The sequence below is a fragment of the Enterobacter cloacae complex sp. P14RS genome (genome assembly GCF_014895895.1).
Lineage (GTDB): Bacteria > Pseudomonadota > Gammaproteobacteria > Enterobacterales > Enterobacteriaceae > Enterobacter > Enterobacter bugandensis.
In genome coordinates, this window is sequence record NZ_JADBQM010000022.1 from 21,306 (window position 1) to 46,220 (window position 24,915).

General features: G+C 52.6%; 31 protein-coding genes and 1 pseudogene. 23 read left to right on the forward strand and 9 right to left on the reverse strand.

The annotated features are described in order from the left end of the window. From IM295_RS23100 to IM295_RS18130, 8 genes are all read right to left on the reverse strand, one after another. On the reverse strand, positions 1–584 hold a 584-nt coding region (locus IM295_RS23100; RefSeq protein WP_226859509.1), incomplete at its 3' end, for an ATP/GTP-binding protein. A 237-nt stretch (positions 585–821) separates the two neighbouring features. Beyond that, positions 822–1,988 carry a site-specific integrase gene (locus IM295_RS18105; protein ID WP_193067128.1) on the reverse strand — a complete coding sequence of 389 codons (1,167 nt, stop codon included), beginning with the start codon at positions 1,986–1,988 and terminating at the stop codon, positions 822–824. After that, positions 1,949–2,155, reverse strand: a complete 207-nt coding sequence (locus tag IM295_RS23105; protein WP_226859510.1) for an excisionase — start codon at positions 2,153–2,155, stop codon at positions 1,949–1,951. Before IM295_RS23105 ends, IM295_RS18105 begins: the two co-directional genes overlap by 40 nt. 34 nt (positions 2,156–2,189) lie before the next feature. Continuing rightward, positions 2,190–2,759: a 3'-5' exonuclease gene (locus IM295_RS18110; protein WP_193067129.1), complete on the reverse strand. Its 570-nt coding sequence runs from the start codon at positions 2,757–2,759 to the stop codon at positions 2,190–2,192. After that, positions 2,756–3,046, reverse strand: a complete 291-nt coding sequence (locus IM295_RS18115) for a hypothetical protein (protein ID WP_193067130.1) — start codon at positions 3,044–3,046, stop codon at positions 2,756–2,758. The genes IM295_RS18110 and IM295_RS18115 overlap by 4 nt, the downstream gene beginning before the upstream one ends. After that, a complete protein-coding gene (locus IM295_RS18120) occupies positions 3,043–3,240 on the reverse strand; it encodes a hypothetical protein (RefSeq protein WP_161177113.1) in 198 nt (65 codons plus the stop codon). Before IM295_RS18120 ends, IM295_RS18115 begins: the two co-directional genes overlap by 4 nt. Continuing rightward, positions 3,228–3,767: an HD family hydrolase gene (locus IM295_RS18125; protein ID WP_193067131.1), complete on the reverse strand. Its 540-nt coding sequence runs from the start codon at positions 3,765–3,767 to the stop codon at positions 3,228–3,230. Before IM295_RS18125 ends, IM295_RS18120 begins: the two co-directional genes overlap by 13 nt. Before the next feature lie 803 nt (positions 3,768–4,570). Beyond that, positions 4,571–5,197 carry a LexA family transcriptional regulator gene (locus tag IM295_RS18130; RefSeq protein ID WP_193067132.1) on the reverse strand — a complete coding sequence of 209 codons (627 nt, stop codon included), beginning with the start codon at positions 5,195–5,197 and terminating at the stop codon, positions 4,571–4,573. A 99-nt stretch (positions 5,198–5,296) separates the two neighbouring features. Here IM295_RS18130 and IM295_RS18135 point away from each other — a divergent pair, with 99 nt between their 5' ends. From IM295_RS18135 to IM295_RS18205, 15 genes are all read left to right on the forward strand, one after another. Then, complete coding sequence (locus tag IM295_RS18135) at positions 5,297–5,512, forward strand: Cro/CI family transcriptional regulator (RefSeq protein WP_001515606.1); 216 nt, start codon at positions 5,297–5,299, stop codon at positions 5,510–5,512. 22 nt (positions 5,513–5,534) lie between these two features. Beyond that, positions 5,535–6,083 carry a YmfL family putative regulatory protein gene (locus tag IM295_RS18140; protein WP_023294083.1) on the forward strand — a complete coding sequence of 183 codons (549 nt, stop codon included), beginning with the start codon at positions 5,535–5,537 and terminating at the stop codon, positions 6,081–6,083. Between the two features lie 172 nt (positions 6,084–6,255). Next, positions 6,256–6,435 carry a DUF4222 domain-containing protein gene (locus IM295_RS18145; RefSeq protein WP_193067133.1) on the forward strand — a complete coding sequence of 60 codons (180 nt, stop codon included), beginning with the start codon at positions 6,256–6,258 and terminating at the stop codon, positions 6,433–6,435. Beyond that, positions 6,425–7,279: a conserved phage C-terminal domain-containing protein gene (locus tag IM295_RS18150; protein WP_059446194.1), complete on the forward strand. Its 855-nt coding sequence runs from the start codon at positions 6,425–6,427 to the stop codon at positions 7,277–7,279. Before IM295_RS18145 ends, IM295_RS18150 begins: the two co-directional genes overlap by 11 nt. Continuing rightward, positions 7,276–8,163 (forward strand): phage N-6-adenine-methyltransferase, encoded by an 888-nt coding sequence (locus IM295_RS18155; RefSeq protein WP_193067134.1) that lies wholly within the window; start codon positions 7,276–7,278, stop codon positions 8,161–8,163. The genes IM295_RS18150 and IM295_RS18155 overlap by 4 nt, the downstream gene beginning before the upstream one ends. Next, complete coding sequence (locus tag IM295_RS18160) at positions 8,156–10,090, forward strand: DNA cytosine methyltransferase (RefSeq protein ID WP_193067135.1); 1,935 nt, start codon at positions 8,156–8,158, stop codon at positions 10,088–10,090. Before IM295_RS18155 ends, IM295_RS18160 begins: the two co-directional genes overlap by 8 nt. Next, the gene (locus tag IM295_RS18165; protein WP_032623266.1) at positions 10,087–10,473 is read left to right on the forward strand and encodes a RusA family crossover junction endodeoxyribonuclease; all 387 of its coding nucleotides are present in this window, start codon (positions 10,087–10,089) and stop codon (positions 10,471–10,473) included. The genes IM295_RS18160 and IM295_RS18165 overlap by 4 nt, the downstream gene beginning before the upstream one ends. Positions 10,474–10,487: 14 nt before the next feature. Further along, positions 10,488–11,180 (forward strand): phage antirepressor KilAC domain-containing protein, encoded by a 693-nt coding sequence (locus IM295_RS18170; RefSeq protein ID WP_193067136.1) that lies wholly within the window; start codon positions 10,488–10,490, stop codon positions 11,178–11,180. Continuing rightward, positions 11,177–12,238, forward strand: coding sequence for a DUF968 domain-containing protein (locus IM295_RS18175; protein ID WP_193067137.1), 1,062 nt, complete (start codon positions 11,177–11,179; stop codon positions 12,236–12,238). The genes IM295_RS18170 and IM295_RS18175 overlap by 4 nt, the downstream gene beginning before the upstream one ends. Before the next feature lie 21 nt (positions 12,239–12,259). Beyond that, positions 12,260–12,952, forward strand: a complete 693-nt coding sequence (locus IM295_RS18180; RefSeq protein WP_193067138.1) for a bacteriophage antitermination protein Q — start codon at positions 12,260–12,262, stop codon at positions 12,950–12,952. A gap of 149 nt (positions 12,953–13,101) precedes the next feature. Then, a complete protein-coding gene (locus IM295_RS18185; RefSeq protein ID WP_182931092.1) occupies positions 13,102–13,704 on the forward strand; it encodes a hypothetical protein in 603 nt (200 codons plus the stop codon). 237 nt (positions 13,705–13,941) lie between these two features. Continuing rightward, positions 13,942–14,994 (forward strand): site-specific DNA-methyltransferase, encoded by a 1,053-nt coding sequence (locus tag IM295_RS18190; RefSeq protein WP_193067139.1) that lies wholly within the window; start codon positions 13,942–13,944, stop codon positions 14,992–14,994. A 70-nt stretch (positions 14,995–15,064) separates the two neighbouring features. After that, positions 15,065–15,280 (forward strand): class II holin family protein, encoded by a 216-nt coding sequence (locus IM295_RS18195; RefSeq protein ID WP_000286102.1) that lies wholly within the window; start codon positions 15,065–15,067, stop codon positions 15,278–15,280. Next, complete coding sequence (locus IM295_RS18200; RefSeq protein WP_193067154.1) at positions 15,280–15,816, forward strand: lysozyme; 537 nt, start codon at positions 15,280–15,282, stop codon at positions 15,814–15,816. The genes IM295_RS18195 and IM295_RS18200 overlap by 1 nt, the downstream gene beginning before the upstream one ends. After that, on the forward strand, positions 15,813–16,328 hold the full coding sequence (locus tag IM295_RS18205) for a hypothetical protein (RefSeq protein ID WP_193067140.1): 516 nt from the start codon (positions 15,813–15,815) through the stop codon (positions 16,326–16,328). Before IM295_RS18200 ends, IM295_RS18205 begins: the two co-directional genes overlap by 4 nt. Positions 16,329–16,364: 36 nt before the next feature. Here IM295_RS18205 and IM295_RS18210 read toward each other — a convergent pair whose 3' ends face one another. Then, positions 16,365–16,625 carry a hypothetical protein gene (locus IM295_RS18210; RefSeq protein ID WP_153852289.1) on the reverse strand — a complete coding sequence of 87 codons (261 nt, stop codon included), beginning with the start codon at positions 16,623–16,625 and terminating at the stop codon, positions 16,365–16,367. A gap of 428 nt (positions 16,626–17,053) precedes the next feature. Between IM295_RS18210 and IM295_RS18215 the strand changes: the two genes are divergently transcribed. The 8 genes and pseudogenes from IM295_RS18215 to IM295_RS18250 all read left to right on the forward strand — a co-directional run bounded on the left by IM295_RS18215 (position 17,054) and on the right by IM295_RS18250 (position 24,911). Continuing rightward, the gene (locus IM295_RS18215) at positions 17,054–17,557 is read left to right on the forward strand and encodes a DUF1441 family protein (protein WP_129252749.1); all 504 of its coding nucleotides are present in this window, start codon (positions 17,054–17,056) and stop codon (positions 17,555–17,557) included. A 3-nt stretch (positions 17,558–17,560) separates the two neighbouring features. Next, positions 17,561–19,678, forward strand: coding sequence for a phage terminase large subunit family protein (locus IM295_RS18220; RefSeq protein ID WP_193067141.1), 2,118 nt, complete (start codon positions 17,561–17,563; stop codon positions 19,676–19,678). Further along, positions 19,675–19,890 carry a hypothetical protein gene (locus IM295_RS18225; RefSeq protein WP_166720847.1) on the forward strand — a complete coding sequence of 72 codons (216 nt, stop codon included), beginning with the start codon at positions 19,675–19,677 and terminating at the stop codon, positions 19,888–19,890. Before IM295_RS18220 ends, IM295_RS18225 begins: the two co-directional genes overlap by 4 nt. 8 nt (positions 19,891–19,898) lie before the next feature. Further along, entirely contained in the window at positions 19,899–21,419 is a 1,521-nt protein-coding gene (locus tag IM295_RS18230; protein ID WP_126345271.1) for a phage portal protein, read from the forward strand. Further along, positions 21,409–23,487 (forward strand): annotated as a pseudogene (locus IM295_RS18235) (ClpP-like prohead protease/major capsid protein fusion protein). Before IM295_RS18230 ends, IM295_RS18235 begins: the two are co-directional and overlap by 11 nt. A gap of 68 nt (positions 23,488–23,555) precedes the next feature. Beyond that, a complete protein-coding gene (locus IM295_RS18240) occupies positions 23,556–23,891 on the forward strand; it encodes a DUF2190 family protein (RefSeq protein WP_133550954.1) in 336 nt (111 codons plus the stop codon). Then, positions 23,891–24,247 carry a hypothetical protein gene (locus IM295_RS18245; RefSeq protein ID WP_126345273.1) on the forward strand — a complete coding sequence of 119 codons (357 nt, stop codon included), beginning with the start codon at positions 23,891–23,893 and terminating at the stop codon, positions 24,245–24,247. The genes IM295_RS18240 and IM295_RS18245 overlap by 1 nt, the downstream gene beginning before the upstream one ends. Before the next feature lies 1 nt (position 24,248). Beyond that, complete coding sequence (locus IM295_RS18250) at positions 24,249–24,911, forward strand: hypothetical protein (RefSeq protein ID WP_126345274.1); 663 nt, start codon at positions 24,249–24,251, stop codon at positions 24,909–24,911. Positions 24,912–24,915 lie beyond the last annotated feature (4 nt).

Genomic DNA, 24,915 nt, shown 5'->3' on the forward strand with positions numbered 1-24,915 from the left:
TCATAAATAGTTTTTAACTGAGAACTATTAAGCTGCACTGCTGTTGAAAGAAATAATGCATTAGGTCGAGTGGACTTCAACCATGTTTGTTTTTCACCCATCAAAGATGGGCCTAAATCCCATTCATGAGTTAAAGTTTCTTCATTCCATAAACGCACAAACCATTTTTGTGAGCGGCCTTTAGGGAAAGCAAATAACCATTCGTCATGAATAATGTCATTAGTGGCTGAAAAGCCGTATTGATAGCGAATTCCATCTGCAATGAAATGCACTTCAAATTCAGTAGGTTCATTAATTTTTTTTGAGTTTAAACGGAAAGGTGTAATATCTAACTTATCACCACTCTTATAACCTGTAGCTGAGAGAACAATCAATTCAGCCATCTTTGTCATGGCTTTAATAATATTAGATTTTCCCGCTGCATTCGGACCATAAACTACAGCACTTTTAAGTAATTCTAATGATTTTGGCTCTTCAATATTAAACAAATTCTTGGTCAATTCATTTTGTTTTGACGCAACTAGACTAAGAGTTTGCCTTTCAGAAATCGATTTATAATTTTGTACGGAAAACTCAATTAACATAATATTTTCCCTTATTTTTCCTTTTTATAAAAGGCCTTAAAGGCCCTTTAGCGTTTAAAAATGACAAATTTTGTCAAAAAATCACAGTTAACTTACCTTAAGACCATTGTACACCATGATTGGATTACTGCTAACTATCTTATGTCTCATCAGCATTTTTAGGAAAATCAGTATCTGTTTGAGCCGGTTTTTCTTGCATAACTTCATGAATATTAGGATGTTGTCAAAGTTACCACTCTAAACCTTAGGTATGTTTGGTGAGGTGCGTCCATCATAGTCCGCTAGATAGGATCCATAGTGGCGGAATAACATTTCCGGCCCTTTATGCCCCATCTGCCCAGCAAGCCAGAAGAGGTTAACGCCTTGGCTAATGTGTCTGGTGGCGAATGTATGGCGGGTTTGGTACGGGTTACGGTATCGAACGCCAGCTTTTTTGAGGGTTGGCACCCATGCTTTTTTTCGTATTGCGTCGGCGTTCGCCCAGGGCTCCCCCGTTTTAGGATCGCTGAAAATAAACTCACTTTTCATGAACGTGAATTGTTTCTGCGCCTGCAGTGCGGCCAGCGCCTCGCTGTTTAATTCTACTTTACGGGTACCGGCTTTTGTTTTGGTACCTTTCAGAACACCAACGACACTTGCCGCCTGAACGTGAGCTGTTTTAGCTATATTGTCGAGATCATGCCAGCGCAACGCACACAGCTCAGAGCTACGTAAACCCGTATTGAATGCGAAACGGAACAGGTTCTCCCACTGCTTATTGCCAGCAGCTGAGAGTAATGCGTCAACTTCTGCTGGCGTCAAAGGATCTACCACATAACTACTTTCTGCCTCTGATTTATCACTTTGGTAACGTGAGGCGGTCACTAGTGATACAGGGTTAATCTGAAGAATACCATCCGTCACCGCCTCATCCAAAGCAGAACGCAGGAATGACAGCTGGTTTCGAATAGTCTTTAATGTGGTTTTCTGGCTCTGGATCCATGTCTTCAATGCAGCCGGCGTCAACTCACATGCAGGAAAAATATGAAGTGCTGACAGCGCGCTTCGGCATTTCTTATATCCGCCAATTGTTGAAGGGGACAGTTTCCTCGTTTCGCATATCACCAAATATTCGTCCAAGTACATCTTCACAGTTTTACCTGCGGCAGCGTTGCCAAAAATTCTTAACCGGTTAGAACGAGGAAAGTATTCCGCATAAACAAAAGTCCCCCTTTCGATCTTGTTATATATTTCTCCGAGTGTGCGCTCGGCGTACTTAATGTTTTTTGGAGTTACGTCCAGATTAGAAAGGGGCTCACGGCATTTTACCCCTTTATAAGTGAAGGTAATATTTATGGTTTCACCGTTGCGATGTTTCCTGATGGTTACGCCGCGTGGGAGTTTAGGCGATTCTGTCGTGCCCATTTTGCAACCTCACAAAGATCAATCCATCTTTCCTTAACGCCTTCGACCTTTAGCACCTGAATCCCTTCACGCCACACACCGCGCTGTATGCGCTTGTTAATAGCATCAGGGGTTTCGCCAGTCTCTTTGCAATAAGTTGAGATGGGAACACAATCGAGGGTCAGCATATACTTCTCCATTAACTCGGCTGCACCCGAGTAATTATTTGTCGCTAGTGGTAGGGAGCAGTTTCCGCCAAATTGCTGAAACATATTTTGCCTGATGGCGTGCATCAGCTAGGGCGTTGTGAACATCCCCAATGAAAGGCATGTCAAGCTTCGGATCGAAATCGACACTGCGACCGAGCGTAACAATAGTGCGCACATCATGATCGTTCCAAAAGGCCCAAGGGCAAATGTGGCCGGCGCGTTCGTAAGCTCCACGCAGAATTACATTGTCAAAGGTGGCACCGTTACCCCAGACCTTCATGTATTTTGGATTATCTGCGTGCCGGTGAATGAAATGGCTAAGTTCCGACAATGCATCAGTGATAGGCATCGCGTCATCAACACGAATAGCTGAGCGTGCTTCCGGGCTTTGTTTTAGCCACCAAAGAATTGTATCTCCATCCGGTACCGCGCCTTGAGCCATTGCGCTTTCAAGCGAGACGGCCGTATAGAATTCTTGGCCAAGTTCACCTGTTTGAGGGTTAAAAAAGACGGCACCAATTGAGACGATCGGCGCGTTTGGCTTTTTTCCCATTGATTCGAGGTCAATCATTAAGTCGTTCAATTTCTTTCTCCATTGTTACATCTTGGCTTTTGATTCACTGGCGGGCTGTAGCGCGAGTCGGCGTTGTCGCTGATGTGGCAATAATGAGCCCCGTCAGGACGATTACAAATTGTCCCGCACCTATCACATGCCAATATCGCTTCCAGCTCCGCGATCCGCTCCTCTGCTTTTGACAACTGCTCGAGAAGTTCTTCTGCTAACGTCACGCGCATCACGACTTTCTGACAGTCGTGGCGTTTGGCTCTGGCGATTGTGCCGCGCAGAGTCGCATATTTGTTGGTGGTCATTGGACGGACTCCTGACGAAGATGGTTAATTTCGGCGTCAAGGCTCATTCGCTGGTCCATCGATTCCGTCAAGGCGGCAAATGTAACGTCAAGGCGAGTGGCTACCTCACGCATCAGAGAGGCTTCTGCTGGTTGCAGTTTCCCGGCCGCAGCATGGGCTGCGGCAACCAGTTCTTTAATCTTCATGCGAGGCATGCGCGTAATTCCGTAAGCTCATTGAAACGGTTAATGAACAAGCCATATGCCTGGCCTGGGCGAAGAGGGACGATCTGGATAATGTCGCTTGCCGGTATACCTTCAAGACAAGGCCAGAGTGAGCCGTCGTCGATATCCAGATCGCGGCGTTCAGTGGCAATCATCACCAGATCGGCGTATTTCACTACCGCTGACATATCAGGGGTGATGCTGAATTTGGCCCGGATCAGGTGTTCTACCCGCTCTTCAATGCGACGGTAATCTGGAAGCAATGCTTTCAGGGGAGCAGGGATGTCCAGGCAATAGGCTTCAGCTGCGTCATGCATCAGGGCTTCAAAGGCAAACTCAGGCGGCACAATTTGGCTGCACAGCACCGAGTGCTGGGCCACGCTGTAAAATTCCGGCAGATGACCAGTGAAGCGGCAGATGTGGGAAAGTGCGGTCGCGATATCCTCGATCTCCACATCGTCAGCGGTTGAATTGAGGTAATCGAATTTTTTACCTGAAAGTGTCTGAATATAACTCATCGTCAAACTTCTCCATTCACCAGTCTGCACCCTGGTTGCTTGTTAAGTGCCCGTTGGTTGTGTTATCATTCGAGAACGGATTATTCCAAACGAACTCTGGTTGTTCGGTGCCAATCTGTCCTCTATTTCAGTAGCTGCATTAGCGTTAGTAGCCGACGTTTTGACCATCTATCCATTCATCAAAACAGGAGAAATCGCTATGAATGCAACTGTATTCACTGAAATCTTTGTATTAGTAACTTGCGGGTATGCGCTGCGGGCTGCAAACCTGATGCAAAGCTGAGTAGGGGCTTTAAACACCGTCCGAACCATACTCTTCGATGAGATGAGTAGCCCATGCCCGCACCAATTTAAGAACCTCGCTTAGGCGGGGTTTTTTTATATCCGCAAAATTGTGGCGGTGGTGCCTCCACCTGCCGGACCGGCCAGAACCGGCGACGCTACACCTCAAGAAACGTATTCATTTCAAAAGTTGAAATAAAAACTTGTTGGCCTCGTCACGTGCGCAGAGCCGCATTACCACAACTGGAAGCGCACTCTTTCGGTAACAAACCTGCCCCCGCAGTGAAAGAGAGAAGGAGTGCGCTTTCACGTTGTGCCCTTAAAAAGCTGGCTGTCACCCTCAAGGGGAAAGTGAGCAGCCAGAACAGGAAACACGTCTTATTGCTTTGGCCTGCTTTTAACCACATCAGGCGCGGTGGTTTGGTGCCGACCAAAAAAAAACTAACTTAACTTAGTTTGTTGGTCAAGTGAAAACATCAAACTAAACTTAGCTTGATGCTTAGAGGAAGAGCGGGAAGGGGTTAGAGTTCGTACTGAACGCCTTTAACTACGCCAATAATGAGGCAGTTACCATTGATCGGGATGTTGGGATAGCGAGGATTTAGTGGGACTAAAAATTTTTGTGGGCCATCAATGACCAGTTTTTTAACAGTCGCTTCGTTAGTGCCATCAATACGCGCAACAACAATCTTGCCATGAAGGGGGTCGGCATCTGGATCAACAATAACGGTTGCCCCTTCAGGGATTGTTGGGAGGCCATTTGGATTGGTCATTGAATCCCCTTTGACCTCTAAAGCGAACGAGCTATCCCCAATGCGTAGTGATGTTTCAACCCATTTATCAACATCACTGAATAACTCAGCGGCCTTACATTCCGTAAACTGCCCAGCTTGAACCCAGGAAATCACGGGCACACGCCTCATTTTAGTTATGAGGGTACCTTCAAATTCAGTGCCGTAAAGAATGTAATCTATTGATGTATTGAAGAATTTAGCCAGCTTAACCAGCGATTCTCCGTTTGGGATATTCACATCCTTTTCCCAATAACCCACCGCTACGTCACTAACCCCACAGAACTTACCCAGTTCTTTTTGAGAGGTTTTTGTAACCCTGCGTAGGGCTTTAATGCGCTGACCAACCGTTTCCATGAAAGCACCAAATTTAAAAAAGACTAAGTAATCTTAGTTTTTATTGACCAAAGTTAGATTGGTTATTAATATCTAACCAAACTTAGCCAAGGGGGCTTCATGACAACCGACGAGATTGAACAACATTTCGGCAGCACTGAGAAAGTTGCCGAATTTTTTGGCATCACCAGTGAGGCCGTTTACCAGTGGCGTAATCGCCCCGGACGCTTAATCCCTAAAGGACGAGCTGCTGAAGCTGCGTATCGAACTGCTGGTGAACTGGAATTCAACCCAGAACGTTATGGCAAGAATACATCGCCTAACGATCAGAAATAACCACAGAAGGGAGGACCTAGCCGTGGGTATAGAACCTGAATGGAAAGTAGATAAGCAGCCAGCCTGGCTGGTGGCCGCAATCAAAAAAACGATCACCGAGCTGCCTGGCGGATATTCAGAAGCTGCTGAGTGGTTGGGTGTGACCGAGAACGCGCTGTTTAACCGGCTGCGTACCGATGGCGATCAGATCTTCCCGCTCGGTTGGGCGATGGTGCTTCAACGTGCTGGTGGTTCAAACCACATAGCGAACGCTATTGCGCGTCACTCGAACGGTGTTTTTGTGCCATTGGCTGATGTTGAAGAGATTGAGAACGGCGATATCAACCAGCGTCTCATGGAGTCAGTTGAGTGGATCGGCAGGCATTCACAGTACGTTCGTAAAGCTACCGCTGACGGCGTTATTGATGCTCAGGAACGCGCCCAGATCGAAGAGAACAGCTATCAGGTGATGGCTAAGTGGCAGGAACATTTGACGCTGCTTTTCCGTGTGTTTTGTGCGCCGGAAAAGAGTGACGCCCGCGAGTGTGCAGCTCCGGGCGTCGTGGCAGACAAATCTTGTATGGAGAAGTAATCCGCATGACCAGTTTAACGGCTTTTAACCGTTTGCCGCAACTCAGGATGATCCCGGTACCGGGCGCTCCGTTGTTTCGGTATGAACGCAGAATAGCAAACCGCTGGGTGCCATGTAACCACAGTCGGGCGGTCGCAATTGTGGGGGTTTACTACAGGAAGGCGAAACGCTTATGCGCGAAGTTAACCGAAGGTTCAAAGACCACAGAGGGATCCCCGTTCGGGTTATCAGGTGGGAGCCAGAGACTCAACGAGTTATCTACCTGCGGGATGGTTATAACCACGAATGTTTCAGCCCGCTCGAACAATTCAAGCGCAAGTTTACAGACTTAAAGGACGACCATGAGCACTAAATTAACGGGTTACGTTTGGGACGCTTGTGCCGCTTCTGGCATGAAGCTGTCCAGCGTTGCCATCATGGCGCGTCTGGCAGACTTCAGCAGTGATGAAGGGGTTAGCTGGCCTTCCATCGCTACCATCGCGCGCCAGATTGGTGCCGGTGAGAGCACTGTACGCACAGCCATATCTCAACTGGAAAAAGACGGGTGGTTAACCCGCCAGCAGCGCCGTAAAGGCAACCGCAATGCATCGAACGTTTACCAGCTCAATGTTGCGAAATTGCAGGCTGCTGCCTTTTCTCACCTGTCAGATTCTGACGCATCAAAATCTGATGCCTCAAAAACCGACGCGTCAAAATCTGAGGCATCAAAAAACGATGAAAAAGGCGGTTTTCACCCGTCAGAATCTGGGGGGGATCCGTCAGTAAATACAACTACTGATCCATCAGTTAAAAAACCTTCTTGTCCGGTTGCGCCGCAACCAGACCCTGAAGTGATGATCACCGATAACGCCATCCTGGTTCTAAATCATCTGAACCTGGTTAGCGGCTCACGATACCAAAAATCAAAAACTTCTCTGGAAAACATCCGTGCTCGTTTGCGTGAAGGTTACACCGTTAGCGACTTACAGCTGGTGATCGATCTTAAGCATGAGCACTGGAACGGCAATGACGTGCAGTACCAGTACATGCGCCCTGAAACGCTATTTGGCCCGAAAAAGTTTGAGGGTTATCTGCAAAGCGGGATCCGTTGGGACAAGAAGGGGCGTCCACCGCGTGAAAGCTGGGGTGAAAAGAAACACGATCCGATGAAGTTCGGCCCGGTTGATACCAAGATTCCAGAGGGGTTCAGAGGATGACGGAAAATAAATACTGCCGCGCACTGGCTGAACTCCGTTCAAAACCAGCGCATGAATTGAAAGAGGTTGGTGATCAGTGGCGCACTCCAGATCTTCTGTTTTGGGGCATTAATTCGATATTTGGCCCGATGGTTCTGGATCTGTTTGCAGATGATAGCAATGCTAAATGCCCTGCATGGTATACCGCCGAAGATAACGCGCTGACGCAGGACTGGTCAGAACGTCTGGCAGAGCTCGGTGGCGCCGCGTTTGCTAACCCTCCATACAGCCGTTCTCAGTACCATGAAAAGCAGGCCATCACTGGCATGACCCACATCATGAATCACACAATGGCGATGCGTGATAAAGGTGGTCGTTACATATATCTCGTGAAGTCAGCCACAAGTGAAACATGGTGGCCGGAAGATGCCGATCACATCATGTTTATTCGTGGCCGTATTGGGTTCGATCTTCCTGTTTGGTTTGTTCCCGCTGACGAGAAGCAGCAACCCACCAGCGCATTTTTTGCCGGGGCAATCGCTGTCTTCGACAAAACCTGGCGTGGTGAAAGCTTCAGCTATATCAATCGCACCGAACTGGAAGAAAAAGGGCGTGCAGCATTGTCATTGGCTCAATTTGCCGCGGCAAAAATGGCCCTTCCGTCGGTGCCGGAAAAAGTAATGCCTGCTCCCATTGCAACGCCTGATGCAGAGTCACGCATCTGGCCGCTGGAAGTTGGTCTGGTATTCAACCAGGTCGAGGGGGCGGATTCTCTGGGGGTGAGCCAACAGAACAAGTTGAAGGCCAACATCAACCAACTCTGGCTGGAGCGCGTGCCTACCAGTGAAATAATTAGCGTGGCTGGTGGTCTGGTTAACAGCATGCAGGGGGCCGTCAATGCGTGAAATTATCGTTGATAACTTTGCCGGTGGTGGCGGCGCGAGTACCGGCATTGAACTGGCAATCGGGCGTAGCGTGGATATCGCTATCAACCACGACGAAAACGCTATTGCGATGCATAAGACGAATCACCCGGACACGCTGCATTATTGCGAGTCGGTGTTTGACGTTGACCCCATCGCAGCCACCAGCGGTAAACCTGTCGGCCTGGCCTGGTTTAGCCCTGACTGCCGCCACTTTTCCAAAGCGAAGGGCGCTAAGCCAGTTAAGAAAGAGATTCGCGGGCTGGCGTGGATTGTCCTGCGCTGGGCGCTGGCAGTACGTCCCCGAGTCATGATGCTGGAGAACGTCGAAGAATTTAAGACATGGGGCCCGCTGCTGGATGAAGAATTACGCCCGGATCCTGAGCGTGCTGGTGAAACATTCGAGGCATTTGTCGGCATGCTGTCGGCTGGTATCGCGGCGAATCACCCAGCACTGGCTGAGGTTTGTGAATTTCTTGCCATTGAGCCGCACGGCCAGCAGGCGCAACAGCTGATCGCCGGGCTTGGCTATGAGGTCGATTATCGTGAGCTGCGCGCTTGTGACTACGGCGCGCCGACGATCAGAAAGCGTTTCTTCATGGTCATGCGCTGTGACGGCCGAAAGATTAATTGGCCTGAAGCGACTCATGGGGATCCAAAATCACTGGAAGTACAAAGCGGCAAGCTGGCGCCATGGCGTACCGCGGCGGAGTGCATTGACTGGAACATCCCGGCCCGTTCCATCTTCGACCGCAAAAAGCCGCTGGCGGAAAATACGCTCAAACGTATCGCGCGCGGCATCCAGCGCTTTGTTATCGAAAGCGCATCACCTTTCATCGTGAAGTGTAACCACACCACGACGAAAGGAGGTTATGACTGTTTCCGCGGGCAATCGTTGTTAGAGCCATTGCAGACCATCACTAAAAAGCATGGCTACGCGCTGGCGGTACCGCATCTTACTAAATTCCGCACCGGGGCCACCGGGCAGCCAGTGACCGAGCCGGTTCCAACTGTCACCGCTGGTACGTCGGCGCGCCCGGGCGGGAATGGGCATGCGCTTGGCGTAGTTGAGGCCGCCCTGACACCGTTCCTGGCTGGCAATGGCGGCAGTGAGTACCAGGCAAAGCCGCGCCCGCTGGATAAACCCGCTCATACAATCCTCAAGCAGTCCCGCGCGTGCGTGGTTGCGCCGGTCATCGCCCGCCAGTTTGGTGCCAGTGTTGGGCACAGGGCTGACGAACCGAGCGCGACGATTACTGCAGGTGGTGGCGGTAAGTCGCAGCTGGTAACTCCAACACTGATCCAGATGGGGTACGGCGAACGCCTAGGGCAAGAACCGCGTGTTCTTCAACTGAATAACCCGCTCGGCACGGTCACTGCTGGTGGTAATAAGTTTGCAACGGTGAGTGCGTTTCTGGCGAAGCACTATGGTGGGAATTACACGGGCCCAGGTGTTGGTCTGGATGAACCCGCGCATTCCGTTACCACTGTTGATCACCATGCGGTAGTTGCGTCGCACCTGGTGAAGCTGCGCGGAACCTGCCGCGACGGTCAGACGATGGATACTCCTATGCCGACGATTACCGCTGGTGGCCAGCACGTTGGCGAGGTCCGGACATTCCTCGAAACCTACTGCGGTGAAAGCGAGGATGAATGGCTGGTGACGATCGAGGGGGTTAAGTACCAGATCGTCGATATCGGAATGCGCATGCTGCAACCGCATGAGCTTTATAAGGCGCAGGGCTTCCCTGATGGCTACGTTATCGATCAGGACTACCGCGGTAACCGTTACGCCAAAGACAAGCAGGTAGCCCGCTGCGGTAATGCAGTTCCACCGCCGTTCGCCCGCGCGCTGGTTGAGGCAAATCTTCCTGAGTTCTGTTCTGACAACCAGCAGGAGGTGGCGTGAAACTGGTGCTTCCTTTTCCTCCGAGTGTGAACACCTACTGGCGTGCCCCTAATAAGGGGCCGCTGGCCGGTCGCCACTTAATCAGTGCTGAAGGCCGCAAATATCAAAGTGCAGCATGCGCCGCAATCATTGAGCAGCTGCGCCGTTTACCGAAACCAACTACCGCATCAGCCGCGGTAGAAATCACCCTGTTCCCTCCGGATATGCGCCGTCGGGATCTGGATAATTACAACAAAGCGCTGTTTGACGCGCTGACACATGCTGGCGTGTGGGAGGACGACAGCCAGGTAAAGCGCATGCTGGTGGAGTGGGGGCCAGTGGTGCCGAAAGGAAAGGTTGAAATAACGATCAGCATTTACGAACCGGCGGGTGCAGCCGCCTGATATGGAGAAATAGCATGAATCAGTTAACCGCAAAGGGTGTTGTGACAATGTCCAGCCGTGAAATTGCCAGGCTGGTGCAGAGCAAACATGGTGATGTGAAGCGCTCAGCTGAGCGCCTTGCATCTGCTGGTATTTTAACCGCGCCGTTGGCGCACACCCCCTACACACACCCGCAAAACGGGCAAACCTACGAGGAGTATTGGTTCAACAAACGTGATTCTCTGGTGATCGTCGCCAGGCTGTCGCCAGAATTTACCGCCGCTGTTGTCGATCGCTGGCAAGAGCTGGAGAACAGTCAGGCCGTAAGTGTCCCGCAAACATTGCCGGAGGCATTACGTCTCGCCGCGGATCTGGCCGAGCAGAAAGAACAACTCAGTCAGCAGTTAGCCGCTGCCGCGCCGAAAGTTGAGTTTGTCGATCGGTATTGTACTGCTAAAGGCTCAATGTCTTTCCGCCAGGTGGCAAAGCTGTTGCAGGCCAAAGAGACCGATTTCCGCTTGTTCCTCATTGAGAGCGGTATTTTGTACCGGCTCAGTGGAGTGCTGACACCGCGGCACCAGCATATTGCTGCCGGGCGGTTTGAAGTGAAAACAGGCACTTCGAGCGAAACAAACTACGCCTTTAGCCAGGCACGCTTTACACCCAAAGGCATCGAGTGGATCGGCGGTCTGTGGACGGCACACATCGCTAAGGGGCATGCCGCGTGAGAGGACTGTTTACAGCCGAGACTGTACCGCGCCTGGGGCTTGTGGTTTTAAAGCCGGGTAGCGAACTGATGTCTTTGTTTCAACAGGGGCGAGTGCTGGTGGAGCCTCAGCCAAAAAGTATGGCTGGGCTTCCGTCGGGGCTCGTCCCTGATGCCAGGCAGCCGCTGGCAGAAGATAAGTCGCTCGAGGAATTCTTCACCGACGAGAGAGTTATCCGTGCAGCAGGCGGTTTGACCGCGTTGGAATACTGGTTAGAGCGTAACGTGAAGAAATGCCAGTACCCGCACACTGATTATCACCATCATGAGCTGGTAACGATGAGACATCCCCCTGGATCAATGTTGCTCTGTTGGCATTGCGATAACCAGCTGAGCGAGCAAACCACTGCGGCGCTGGCAGAACTGGCCCGGCGTAATCTCATTAACTGGCTGATCAGTTCCATCCTGTCTTCGCTTGGCTACAACAACGAGCGTGAACTATCCCTCGGTGAATTGTGCTGGTGGGCCGTTTATTCAGGCATTGCTGATGCAATCACGGAAAGGATGGCCCAGCATGCGCTTCGCTTACCGGATGAGCCGTTTTTATCCGTATATCGAGAAAGTGACATTGTGCCGATGCCCCCTGCAAAAAGCATTTTGCAGAAGAAGGCCACCCCTGCAGTCACGGCTGTGAAATTAAAGCATGGAGCAAATCAGGAAGTGGCCTATGACCAGCCAAAGGTTCTGGCTCTGCATGCAGATCCTGAATCCCCTGAATCATTCATGTTGCGCCCAAAACACCGCAGGTGGGTGAATGAAGACTATACCCGGTGGGTTAAAACCCAGCCCTGTGAAGGTTGCCGGCGGCCAGCGGATGATCCACACCATGTCATTGGTCACGGCATGGGCGGTACCGCCACTAAAGCCCACGATTTGTTCGTGATCCCTCTGTGCAGAGAGTGTCACGACAATTTACATGCTGATGTTGCAGCGTTCGAGAAAAAACACGGTACCCAGCTGGAGCTGCTATTCCGGTTTATGAATCAAGCGCTGGCGATCGGCGTAATAACAAAAGCGTAATTGTATGGAGCGCTGATCATAATGAATTTACAAGAACTGGAATTTACGAGGATTGAACTGCGCCGCGCGCTGGCGGATTTATCAGGATCGACAAAAGGACAGCTGCAGGCGTTCAGTGAGCATCCACCAGCAGATAAGAACAAATACCCCCGGCACCATCCTGAAATCGTTATGGAGGGTGGGGAAGGCTGTGGGTCTAAGGTTGTAAAAACGCTGGCCACTCCACTTTATGTTCTTGAGACAAGGAGCCGTCGTCTACCTTTACCGCCTATTAAAGATACGGAGTTCGCTTGTTCAGCATGGCGTCGTTCGGTCAATGGTCTGGGTGAGCATTTGCAGGCTTGGGTGCGGTACTGCTATGGCTATGACCTTACTTTCCGGTACCAGACATTAATGTGCCAGCACGTGTGGGAAGAGTTTCAGCGTCAGCATAGCAGCAAAAAAATCCAGAACCGCGTCACTAAGAAACTGATAGGGCTTGTCTGGCTGGCGGCGCAAGAAGTTGCTGCCTCTCGTAATAACGATACCTATCAGGAGTATGCTGGTGCAGCTCTGGCGCGCATGGTCAGCGTTGAGCGTTCCACCTGGCTCAGAGTGTATTCTGGTCACTGGGCGGCTTTCAAAACGTCGTTTGCTGAAATGGACAGCCAGGCACTAAGCGAAATTTTGACACGGTACGAAGAGTACCAAGAACTGAAAGTGGTGAAAATGTGAGGTAACTTTCGCTAACTCCCTCAATTAGGCTTGCAAAATGCAACAAAATGAGCGATATTTGAAGCTAATTTGATATGTTGCCACAGTTTTATTAACCCGCCAGTGAGCGGGTTTTTTGCTATGATGCTTCAAAATCTTTGGAGGTCATCATGGTTTGGAACGGCGTACCTTTCCCATTTATTGAATCAGTAACTCAAAACGACATCGTTCTGCAGATTTCAAAATTACCCACCATCATGGTTGATAGTGGTTTTCCTTGGGAAAGCATTCTTGGTTCTGTAATTGCTGGTAGTATACCTGCATATATCGCATGGAAAACTATCAAATATAATAATGAACTTATTAAGCGACAGATAACAGTTGCAGCACAACAGAAAAAATGCGACGAGCTTAGAGATTTATTTTCGAATTTTTTATCACTTTATGACACAAGTGTAGAATATGTCGAAATGTTGTTCGATGAATATGAAGGTGATAGAGCAAAAATACCATTCGAAAAAATTGCAGAATTGAAAGGCGATGCATATAAATTAAAACATTGTACTAGTTTAATTTTTCTTATGATTGGGCCAAACGATCCTTCTTTCGAGCCCCTCAGTGAAATGATTGCAAAATTAGAGCATAGAATTGCTAAATATTTTAGCGAGTATTCAACTGACTTACCGACTGAATGGATTTCTTTAGCCGAAGAAAATGGACAATTTCTTAATTTATTTCATGACATCCTTGAGAGAGAACAAGCCAAAATTTGAACATAGAATTGTCGAATGTTGCTTTATGCTGTAAACCCTTTGATGTTCATTTTCTTTTACTTGTTTAAACAATACTGCACCATCACAATGGTGCCATCGGCTGTGAAAATGGGCGACTGGTGGGTGTTGTAGCACCCAACCAGCCATTAGCTCATGCTTTCAGGTCACAAGCTAACCAAGGCCCACTGCTTTAGCGCAAAAGCATAGTGAGCCTATCAGAGTTACGCTTACGGATCTATGAAAAATACTGTAAATATAAACAGTGTTGAGCTTGTCAACGCTGACTGCCTGCAATACCTCGCAACCCTCCCAGATAACACCATCGACCTTATTGTTACGGATCCGCCTTATTTTAAGGTGAAGCCGAACGGCTGGGATAATCAGTGGAACGGTGACGCCGACTATCTTCGCTGGCTTGATATGTGTCTTGCCCAGTTCTGGCGAGTAGTTAAGCCTGCCGGCAGCCTGTATTTGTTTTCAGGACACCGACTTGCATCCGATATTGAGATCATGATGCGTGAACGCTTCAACGTCATGAATCACATTATCTGGGCGAAGCCATCAGGGCGCTGGAACGGGTGTAATAAAGAAAGCCTGCGCTCTTACTTCCCCGCGACGGAACGCATCCTTTTCGCTGAGCATTATCAAGGGCCATATAAGCCGAAAAGGGACGGATTTGCTGAGAAAAGCAACGAGGTCAAACAGCACGTCATGGCTCCGTTAATCACCTACTTTCGGGATGCACGAGCCGAACTGGGAGTCACGTCCAGGCAAATAGCTGACGCCACCGGAAAGAAAAATATGGCGTCTCACTGGTTCGGTGCCAGCCAGTGGCAACTACCGAACGAGCAGGATTACGAAAAGCTGCAGGAATTGTTCACTCAGATCGCCATTGAGAAGCACCGCGCCTCTGAACTCAAAGCACCGCATCACCAGCTGGTGGCCACATGGCATTCGTTGAACCGGAAATACCTTGATCTGCTGGAAGAGTACAAATCTCTTCGGCGGCATTTCTCTGTGACAGTAGCCGTGCCCTATACAGACGTCTGGACACATAAACCCGTCCAGTTCTATCCAGGCAAACACCCGTGCGAAAAGCCCGCTGATATGTTGCGGCAAATCATCAACGCCAGCAGCAGGCCCGGCGATGTGGTAGCTGATTTCTTTATGGGCTCGGGATCAACTGTTAAAGCAGCCATTGAACTGGGCCGCCAGGCTATCGGCGTAGAACTGGAAGAGGAACGTTTCAACCAGACGGTAAGTGAGGTAAGGCAGCTGGCAGGGGAATAAAAGCTTGGGTCGCTATCGCGGCCCTTTTTATTACCTCAACTGGACACCCGCAACGTAGCGAGGTGAGAGCATGTATCGAATGGAAAAAATCACGACGGGTATTGCATACGGCGCATCGGGAGGGGGGACCGGATACTGGTTGCTTCAGCTCCTCGATAAAGTCTCCCCATCTCAATGGGCGGCCATTGGTGTGCTCGGTAGCCTCATGTTTGGTTTGCTGACGTGGTTAACGAGTCTGTACTTCCAAATCAAAGCGGATCGCCGCAAAGCTGCGCGGGGTGAATGATGTCGAACAAAGCAAAGCTCAGCGCAGCAGTGCTGGCGCTAATCGCGTCAGGGGCATCTGCTCCACTCATTTTCGACCAATTCATCAGCGAGAAAGAAGGCAATGCGCTGGTGGCCGTTGTTGATCCGGGGGGAGTCTGGTCTTTATGTCACGGCGTGACCGTTATCGATGGCAGGCGTGTTGTTAAAGGCATGACGGCCACTGAGGAACAGTGCCGGAAGGTTAACGCTATTGAACGCGATAAAGCATTAGCCTGGGTTGATCGCAATATCAAAGTGCCTCTGACAGAGCCACAGAAGGTGGGTATCGCATCCTTCTGCCCGTATAACATCGGCCCCGGTAAATGTTTCCCATCGACCTTCTATAAGCGCATCAACGCAGGTGACCGCATCGGTGCATGCGAGGCAATCCGCTGGTGGATTAAAGACGGTGGCCGTGATTGTCGTCTGACCAAAGGCCAGAAGAATGGCTGTTATGGGCAGGTCGAGCGGCGTGATCAGGAAAGTGCGCTGGCGTGCTGGGGGCTGGGCCAATGAAAATTAATCTGGGTCTTATCGGCGTTGTTGTTATTGCTGGACTTTCGGTCGCCCTCGTTAAGAGTTGCTCGGACGCCAATAACCTTCAGAGCGATAACGACGTTCTGCGAAGTGACAACTCTTTGCAGGGGCAGGTGATCGCCACCCAGGCATTCAACTTCAATCGGTTCAATCAGGTTGCAGAACATACCAATAAGCTCAACTCCCTGATCGACACCAGCACCGAAGAAACCGTAATCGAATACCGGGAGATTCTCCGCCGTGAAAAAACCTGTGATCTGCCTGTTCCTGCTGATGTCGCTGGTGGGCTGCTCGAATACGCGCACCGTTTACGTTCCAGCGCATTGCACACCGATACCGACGGACCTGACGCAGCCGATGATCGTACCGCTGCCACCAGCTCAATAACGTACTGCCAGGCTGTTTTGTGGATTAAGCCGCTGCTGGCAGTGATTGAAAAGGGCAACAATAACTTCGCTGGCATTAGAGAGATTGAAAAAGAGAGGCAATGAGGAAGAGGACTCCGTGCAGGCCGCCCTCATATTTAATTATAAGGATTTTGAAAGGAGAGCAATTACCCTTTCATGAAGCTGTTCTGCGTATCCGTCATTTACGGGATTATCAAATTTATACGGCGATGTTGCCTTAACTGCAGTGTCATAAGTATCGCCCAACAATCCCGGCTTATTAGCCAACGAATTCCATGCGGTAGACATTGTGGTTATAGCAATTCTTGCTGCATGTTGATCCAACAGTAAATCTTCAACGATTGTTTCTAATTCGCTCACGCGTTTTTCAAGGTCTTGCATTAAATCACCTCTTTTCAGTTATCGCGAAAATGCAAGTGGAATATATCATTTTTCCAACCGTTACGTTCATTCCTGCGTTTTACAATTCGCCACGAGAGTTACTGAACTGAGCACTTATGGTGATGTATCGTTTTCTCCTTTCAGGGTTGCTAGAGCAAACACGAGCCCTATCCCATCTGAGATGCTCGCCAAATCTCTGGCGGCAGCGATCAGCAGGGAGTGGCTCTGCTGGCATCAAGGTGATAGTGAGAATGAATGTCATTTTCGAAAGGTACTCCTGGCGATTCTGAACACCGAGGGGGCGCGGACACGCGGAAAGCGGCTAGTTTTTTGCATTTTATGGGTTTCATCATCATCCGTTTAACCTATTGATATTTCAGTCCTGGGCATTTGCAGGATGTCGAAATGACTATTTTTTGTTCATCATCATGGATAACGAACTGAAAAATTTCCGGCTGAATATCACTCAGCTGGCAGCCATTACCGATCTGCACCGCCAGACGGTCGCCGGCAAGCTGGCAAATGTGCAGCCCGCACCTGGCAGCAATCCGAAACTTAAGCTTTATGCCGTCACCGATATTTTGCGGGAGCTGCTGACAAGCACCACACCGTCCGAGCTGGTGGACGTCGACAAAATGCTTCCCCCCGATCGTAAAGCCTGGTTTCAGTCGGAGCGTGAAAGGCTCAAGTTTCAGCAGGAAACAGGGGAGCTAATTCCGGCCTCCGAAGTCACCCGAGAATTTTCCTCCATGGCAAAAGCGATGGTTCAGGTGCTGGAGACCTTACCTGACATTCTTGAACGAGACTGCGCCATGACCCCTTCTGCAGTTGTCAGGGTGCAGCAGGTTATTGACGATCTGCGCGACCAGATAGCCCTCAAAGTTGAGCAGGCCGACTCACCAGAACAGGAGGATATGCCAGAAGAGGAGTAAATCATGCGACAGGCCACGGCAGCGGAAGTCAGGCGTAACGCTTCCGCCATTCTCAAAGCCCCGCGCCGTATGCCTGTGGCTGAGGCGGTTCAAAAATTTATGCGCGTACCTATGGGAGCCGGTAACTCGGTACCTTGGGACCCTGCTGTCGCTCCCTATGTGATCGAGCCAATGAACTGCCTCGCGATGCGTGAATACGATGCGGTGGTGTTTGTTGGACCGGCACGAACGGGGAAAACGATCGGCCTGGTGGATGGCTGGGTGGTTTACAACATCGTCTGCGATCCGTCCGATATGCTCGTCGTTCAGATGACCGAAGAGAAAGCCCGCGAGCACTCAAAAAAGCGACTGGCGCGAACCTTCCGTGTCAGTCCTGAGGTGGCAAAGCGTCTGAGCCCGTTACGTAATGACAACAACGTCCATGATCGTACTTTTCTGGCGGGGAACTACCTCAAGATCGGATGGCCATCCATCAACATCATGTCGTCGTCTGATTTTAAGTGTGTGGCGCTCACGGATTATGACCGCTTCCCTGAGGACATCAACGGCGAGGGTGATGGCTTTACGCTGGCTTCCAAGCGTACCACGACGTTTATGTCCGCCGGGATGACGCTGGTGGAGTGTTCTCCAGGGCGTGATATTCGCGACAGCAAATGGCGCCGTAAGTCTCCTCATGAAGCGCCACCGACGACAGGTGCGCTTTCTCTGTACAACCGCGGCGATCGCCGTCGGTGGTACTGGCCGTGCCCGCACTGTGGTGAATATTTTCAGCCAGCGATGGAGGCGATGACCGGCTACCGCGATGAGCCTGATCCGGTGAAAGCCAGCGAGTCAGCCCATCTGCTTTGCCCGCACTGCAGCAGCGTTATCACCGCAGATAAAAAGCGCGAGCTTAACGGGGTGGGAGTCTGGCTGCGTGAAGGTCAGAGTATTGACCGTGACGGCAATATTTCCGGTGAGCCGCGCCGCTCCCGTATCGCCAGTTTCTGGATGGAAGGCCCTGCAGCTGCGTATCAGACCTGGGCGCAACTGGTCTATAAGCTGCTGACCGCTGAGCAGGAGTACGAGGCCACGGGCAGCGAAGAAACCCTCAAGGCGGTTATCAACACCGACTGGGGGCTGCCGTACCTGCCGCGCTCGGCAAGCGAACAGCGACGCGCCGATGCGCTGATGCAGCGGGCGGAGGATTACGGTAAACGTCTGGTTCCGCCAAAAGTGCGTTTTCTGCTGGCGGCCGTTGATGTTCAGGGTGGGAAAAAGCGCCGTTTTGTCGTGCAGATTATTGGCTATGGCGATAACGGTGAGCGCTGGCTGGTGGACCGCTACAACATCCGTCAGTCGCTGCGCTGCAATGAACATGGCGAGGCGGAGCCTGTTCACCCTGGCGCCTATCCGGAGGACTGGCAGCTGCTGGTCTCCGATGTACTGGAAAAAACCTATGCGCTGCAGTCTGACCCGGTGCGGCGTATGCCGGTGCTGGCAATGGCCGTCGACAGCGGCGGTGAAGAAGGCGTAACGGACAACGCCTATAAATTCTGGCGCCAGTGCCGGCGCGATGGCCTGGGTAAACGCGTTTACCTGGTCAAGGGCGACAGTACAAAGCGCCAGAAAATTATCACCAAAACCCACCCGAACAATACCGAACGCAGCGACCGTCGTGCTGATGCGCGTGGCGAGGTGCCGGTGTATCTGCTGCAGACCGACCTGCTTAAGGACCAGCTCAGCAACAATCTGGACCGCGAAACCCCCGGTGGCGGTTACATCCATTTTCCTGACTGGCTGGGAGAGTGGTTCTACGAGGAACTGACCTACGAAGAACGCGGTGTTGACGGCAAATGGCGAAAACCGGGTAAGGGCGCCAATGAAGCCTTTGACCTGTTCTGCTATGCCCACGCTGTGGCGGTCCTGCGCGGGTACGAAAAAATCCGTGACTGGGAAAAACCGCCGGCATGGGCGGAGCTACAGGATCTCAATCCAAATATTTTTGAAGGGGAACGCCCCCGGGAGATAACCGTGAAAAAAACAAAACCCGTTCAAACGCCAGCTAAGGCTGAGCTTGAAAAGGACACTGCTCTCTCCGGCAGCTGGCTTGGGTCTTCCGGTAAGGGAGGCTGGCTGTGACGAAAGCCGACATCTGGAAAACGCTGCTGATGGTGCGTCAGGCCTACCAGGACTCGCTGGACGGCAAGAGCATTTCATTCACTGGCGTTAACGGTCGTGCCATCACCAACCACGATCCGAAAGCGCTGCGCGACGAGCTTGAATACTGGGAACGGCGCTGGCGGACGGTTAATTGCCGCGGCGGTTCGTACAAACTCGCTAACTTTCTGTAAGGCGTTCTATGGGCATTCTTGAAAGAACACTGGGGGCAATTTCCCCCGGGTGGGCAGCCGCACGTGCGCGGGACCGCCTCAGGCTCAATGCGTATGAAGCGGCAAACCCGTCACGGCTGCACAAGGCCAAAAAACAAAGCCAGTCAGCAGACACCTCGGTATTTGCTGCAGGTCAGTCACTGCGGGAACAGGCCCGGTGGCTCGATGAAAATCACGACCTGGTGATCGGCCTGTTCGACAAAATGGAAGACCGGGTAATTGGTGCTCATGGCATCCATGTTGAGCCCCAGCCCCTCGATCTGGAGGGAAACCTCCATTCCGATTTCGCCGGGCAGCTCTCGGCCCTCTGGGCGGAGTGGTCCGTGCGTCCGGAAGTGACCGGCATGTTTACCCGTCCGGAAGCCGAGCGCCTGCTGTTGCGTTCAGCGCTGCGTGACGGCGAAGTATTTACCCAACTGGTCAGGGGAAACGTACCCGGCCTGCAGCATGCTACGTCGGTACCGTTCTCGCTGGAAATGCTGGAGGCGGATTTTGTGCCGTTCAACCTCAACAGCACTGCAGGTCAGCAGGTTCGCCAGGGCATCATTGTGAACGACTGGGGGCGTCCCGTCGGGTACCGCGTTTACAAATATCATCCTGCGAACATGACGCGGTTCAGCGCGGAACTTAAAACCGTCTCTGCTGACAACATGCTTCACCTGGCACAGCGCAAGCGACTGCACCAGCTGCGGGGTATCAGCCTGATCCACGGGGTCATTACCCGTCTGTCAGACATCAAGGATTATGAAGAGAGCGAGCGCGTGGCCGCCCGTATTGCCGCTGCGCTGGGCTTCTACATCAAGCGCGGCGATGCACAGTCACTTGGCGATGAAAGTGAGTTTTCACCGCCCGGTGGTCAGCGTCACTACGATATCGCGCCGGGCATGATTTACGACGAACTCCGACCCGGCGAAGACCTGGGCATGGTGGAGTCAAACCGCCCGAACGTTCACCTCTATGAATTCCGAAACGGACAGATGCGGGCTGTGGCCGCCGGTACACGCGGCAGCTATTCCAGCATTGCCCGGGACTATAACGGCACCTACAGCTCCCAGCGACAGGAGCTGGTGGAGAGCTTCGAAGGGTACAACGTCCTGCAACAGTGGTTTGTCGGCCAGCACAGCCGGCCCGTTTACCGCGCATGGCTGGCGATGGCGTTGCTGAGCGGCGTTGAAGTCCCGCCGGATGTGGATCCGAATTCTCTCTATAACGCGCTTTATCTCGGGCCGGTGATGCCGTGGATTGATCCGGGCAAAGAGGCGAACGCCTGGAAAGCCATTGTGCGTGGCGGTGCCGGTACTGAAGCGGAATGGGCGCGGGCAAGGGGGAAAAATCCTCAGGAGGTTAAGCGCCAGCGGCTGCGTGAAACTGAATTTAACCGTAAACACGGGCTGGTGTTTGATTCCGACGCCGCCAATGACAAAGGAGCGATGCCAGATGCAACGGCAAAACCAGACGATAAACGGCGTGAGCCGGACGATGATGATTAACCCCAGCGCCAGCCTGGCGGGTGTCGATGCGGCAAACGGCCAGTGCTGGTACGAAATCCGCGCGCTGGCTGCCGGACGGGTCGAAATCTTCCTTTATGACGTGATCGGCGGCTGGGGTATCACTGCCCAGCAGTTCGTCGCCGACTGTAAAGAGGCGGGGGTGTTTGAGGCCAGCGCGGTGGATTTGCATATCCACAGCCCGGGTGGCGATGTCATGCAGGGTTTTGCCATCTACAACACCCTGTCGCGGCTGAAAGCGAAGGTGGATATCTGGGTAGACGGCGTGGCGGCCAGCATGGCCTAGATGATTGTCTGCCTGCCCGGCGCCACGGTGCACATGCCGGAGAACGCCTGGATTATGGTCCACAAACCGTGGGGCGGCATTGCCGGTGACTCTGATGACATGCGCGACTATGCCGCCTGGCTTGACCGGAATGAAGCCCTGATGCTCAGCGCCTACATGAACAAAACCGGACTGGGGCAGGAGGAGCTGGAAGCGATGCTGAAAGCGGAGACCTGGCTTAACGGTGCCGAAGCGGTGGAAAAAGGTTTTGCCGACACGCTTGAACCTGAACTGCAGGCCGCGGCCTGTGTGAATGAAAATAAACTGAAGGATTACCAGAACATGCCAGAACAGATTAAATCCCTTTTTGCGCCGCGCGCCGAAGCTCCGGTGAATCAGCCACAGCAGCCTGCCCCTGTACAGCAGCCCGCGCCGGTACAGGCAAACCTGAACCCGCCAGCGCCACAACAGCCTGTGCAGCAGATGGCAAACATCGATATCACCGCGCTGGCCCAGCAGCTGCAGCAGCAGATGCAGACGGCGAACGCGGAGCGCGTGAATTCCGTCTCAGCCGTGTTTGAGGCGTTCCCGACCTTCGCGACGCTGAAGGCGGAATGCCTGGCCGATTTCTCCTGCAACGCCGAAAAGGCCCGCGACAAACTTCTGCAGGCGCTGGCAGCGGGTACCACCCCGAGCGCCGGTCCGGGTGCCATTCACCTTTATGCTGGCAACGGCAATCTGGTGGGTGATTCCATTCGCGCTGCGGTAATGTCCCGTGCGGGCTATGCGCAGGCCGAGAAGGATAACGCCTATAACGGTTACACCCTGCGCGAACTTGCGCGCGCTTCCCTGGTCGATCGCGGCATTGGTATCTCCGGAGCTGGTACGGCACAGTCGATGGTCGGGCTGGCGTTCACCCACAGCAGCAGCGATTTCGGCAATATCCTGATGGATGTGGCGCACAAGGCGGCGCTGATGGGCTGGGATGAGGCCACAGAGACGTTCGAACAGTGGACCCGCAAGGGCACGCTGACCGATTTCAAAACCGCGCACCGCGTCGGTCTGGAATCACTCGCATCGCTTCGCAAGGTTCGCGCCGGGGCGGAATATAAATATGTCACCATCAAGGATCGCGGGGAGCCAATTGCGCTGGCGACCTACGGCGAACTGTTCAGCATTGACCGCCAGACCATCATAAACGACGACCTGGACATGCTGACTCGTATCCCGCAGGCAATGGGGCTTGCTGCGCGTGCCACCGTGGGCGATCTGGTGTGGGCGGTGCTGACCAGCAACCCGAAAATGTCGGACGGTAAGCCGCTGTTCCACGCTGACCACGGCAACCTGGTCTCCGCCGACCTGAGTATCGAAGGCCTGGATACGGCGCGTAAGGCGATGCTGCTGCAAAAATCGGGCGATCGCCGTCTGAATATTCGCCCGGCCTACATGCTGACGCCAGTGGCTATCGAGTCCCGGGCTAACCAGCTGATCAAGTCTGCAAGCGTACCAGGCGCAGATGCGAACAGCGGTATCGTGAACCCGATCCAGAACTTTGTGACGGTGGCTTCTGAGGCCCGCCTGGACGACAGCAGCCCGACGGATTACTACCTGACCGCTGCACAGGGACGCGACACTATCGAAGTGGCCTATCTCGACGGCATCGACACCCCGTATCTGGAGCAGCAACAGGGCTTCACCGTTGACGGTGCCGCGTTCAAGGTACGTATCGATGCAGGTGTGGCACCGCTTGACTGGCGCGGCATGGTTAAAGTCACCAAAAAATAACGACCGTCATCTGACGGTTTTTTATTACGGAGCGGCGCGTGCTGCTCCTTTTTTTTCTGGAGAGAAAAATGGCTAAAAATTATCAGCAGGACGGCAGCACCCTTGATTTTCAGAATACCGGTGCAACCGATATTCATTCGGGTGACGCCGTGCTTTCAGGGGCGCTGGTTGGCGTCGCTCACGATGACATCCCGGCAGGGCTGTGGGGCGTGCTGCACACCACGGGCGTGTTCGTTCTGCCAAAGGCAGCGGAAGCGGTCACTCTCGGCCAGAAGCTGTATCTGGCTGACGGTAAGCTGACAGCAGAAGCGGGGGAGGCGGCAGCACCGAACCCTCTGGCGGGCACGGCCTGGGCAGACTCGGCGGCTGATGTCGGAACTGTTCCGGTCCGGCTTGGCTACTGATGAACCGCTTTCGTCAACGCCTGTTAAAAGCGGATGCCCGGATTTCCCGGGCATTTGCCGAAGAGGTGCCTGCCGTCCTGTCTATCGACGCTGAGTTGCGTCCTGTTACCGTGATTTTCGAGACGCCTGATGCCCCGGTTGATGTGCCCGGCGGGGGGCAAATTCAGGATCGCTCTCCGGCATTCAGCGCGATGACCGCCGATATCGCGGGGCTTGAGAAGCATCACGGCGTTGAGATCAACGGCACGGCTTATCGTGTGACGCACGTCGGGGCTGATGAAGATGGCCGCACCCGCGTCACGCTGGTGTATGGCGCACCGGGTAAGGTGCAGCCGGATATCAATAAGTGGAGCTGACATGGCGCGTGAGTCCAGACTGCGACGGGATTTGCCTGTCGATATCGATGTGAATGCCATCTGGCGGATAGCGGAGCACATCGGTGCCACCCATAAACAGTTTCGGGCGGCGTACTCTCGCGCCCTGAAACGTACCGCCGCCACCTTGCGTAAAAAAGCGATGGCAGACCTGAAAGACGGGCTGGCGCCACGCAGCCTGGATCTGGTGCGCCGGCGTCTGCTTTCCTTTCGTCTTGATCGCGCCTCTCAGTCACAACTGGATAATTTTCGTCTCTGGTTTGGTCTCAATGCCATCAAGGTAAAAGACCTGAAAGGCCGGATTAACGGGCGGGTCAGGCCTCACCATACCCGGCGGGATAAATCCACCGGGCGGTATATAAAGGCGCGACGCCAGGCAGAAAACGCGGGCTTTACCCCAAAGGGCAGCCTGCTTTCCCCGCGCACGTTTGAAAACGGGGAGGTGGCGCGCTCCCGCCGTGAAAACCGGCGGACGGTGGTTATTCGCGATCCGGATTCCCGTCGTACCCGCGAGGCGGAAGTGGATATTTATGAGCCGATGCTGAACTACATCGAGGATAACGCCTTTGCGGAGGCGATGGAGATTTTCATGCATCACTTTGAAACCGATCTGCGCGGGCGTGTGAAAGCCCGTATATCTGTCTGAGGTA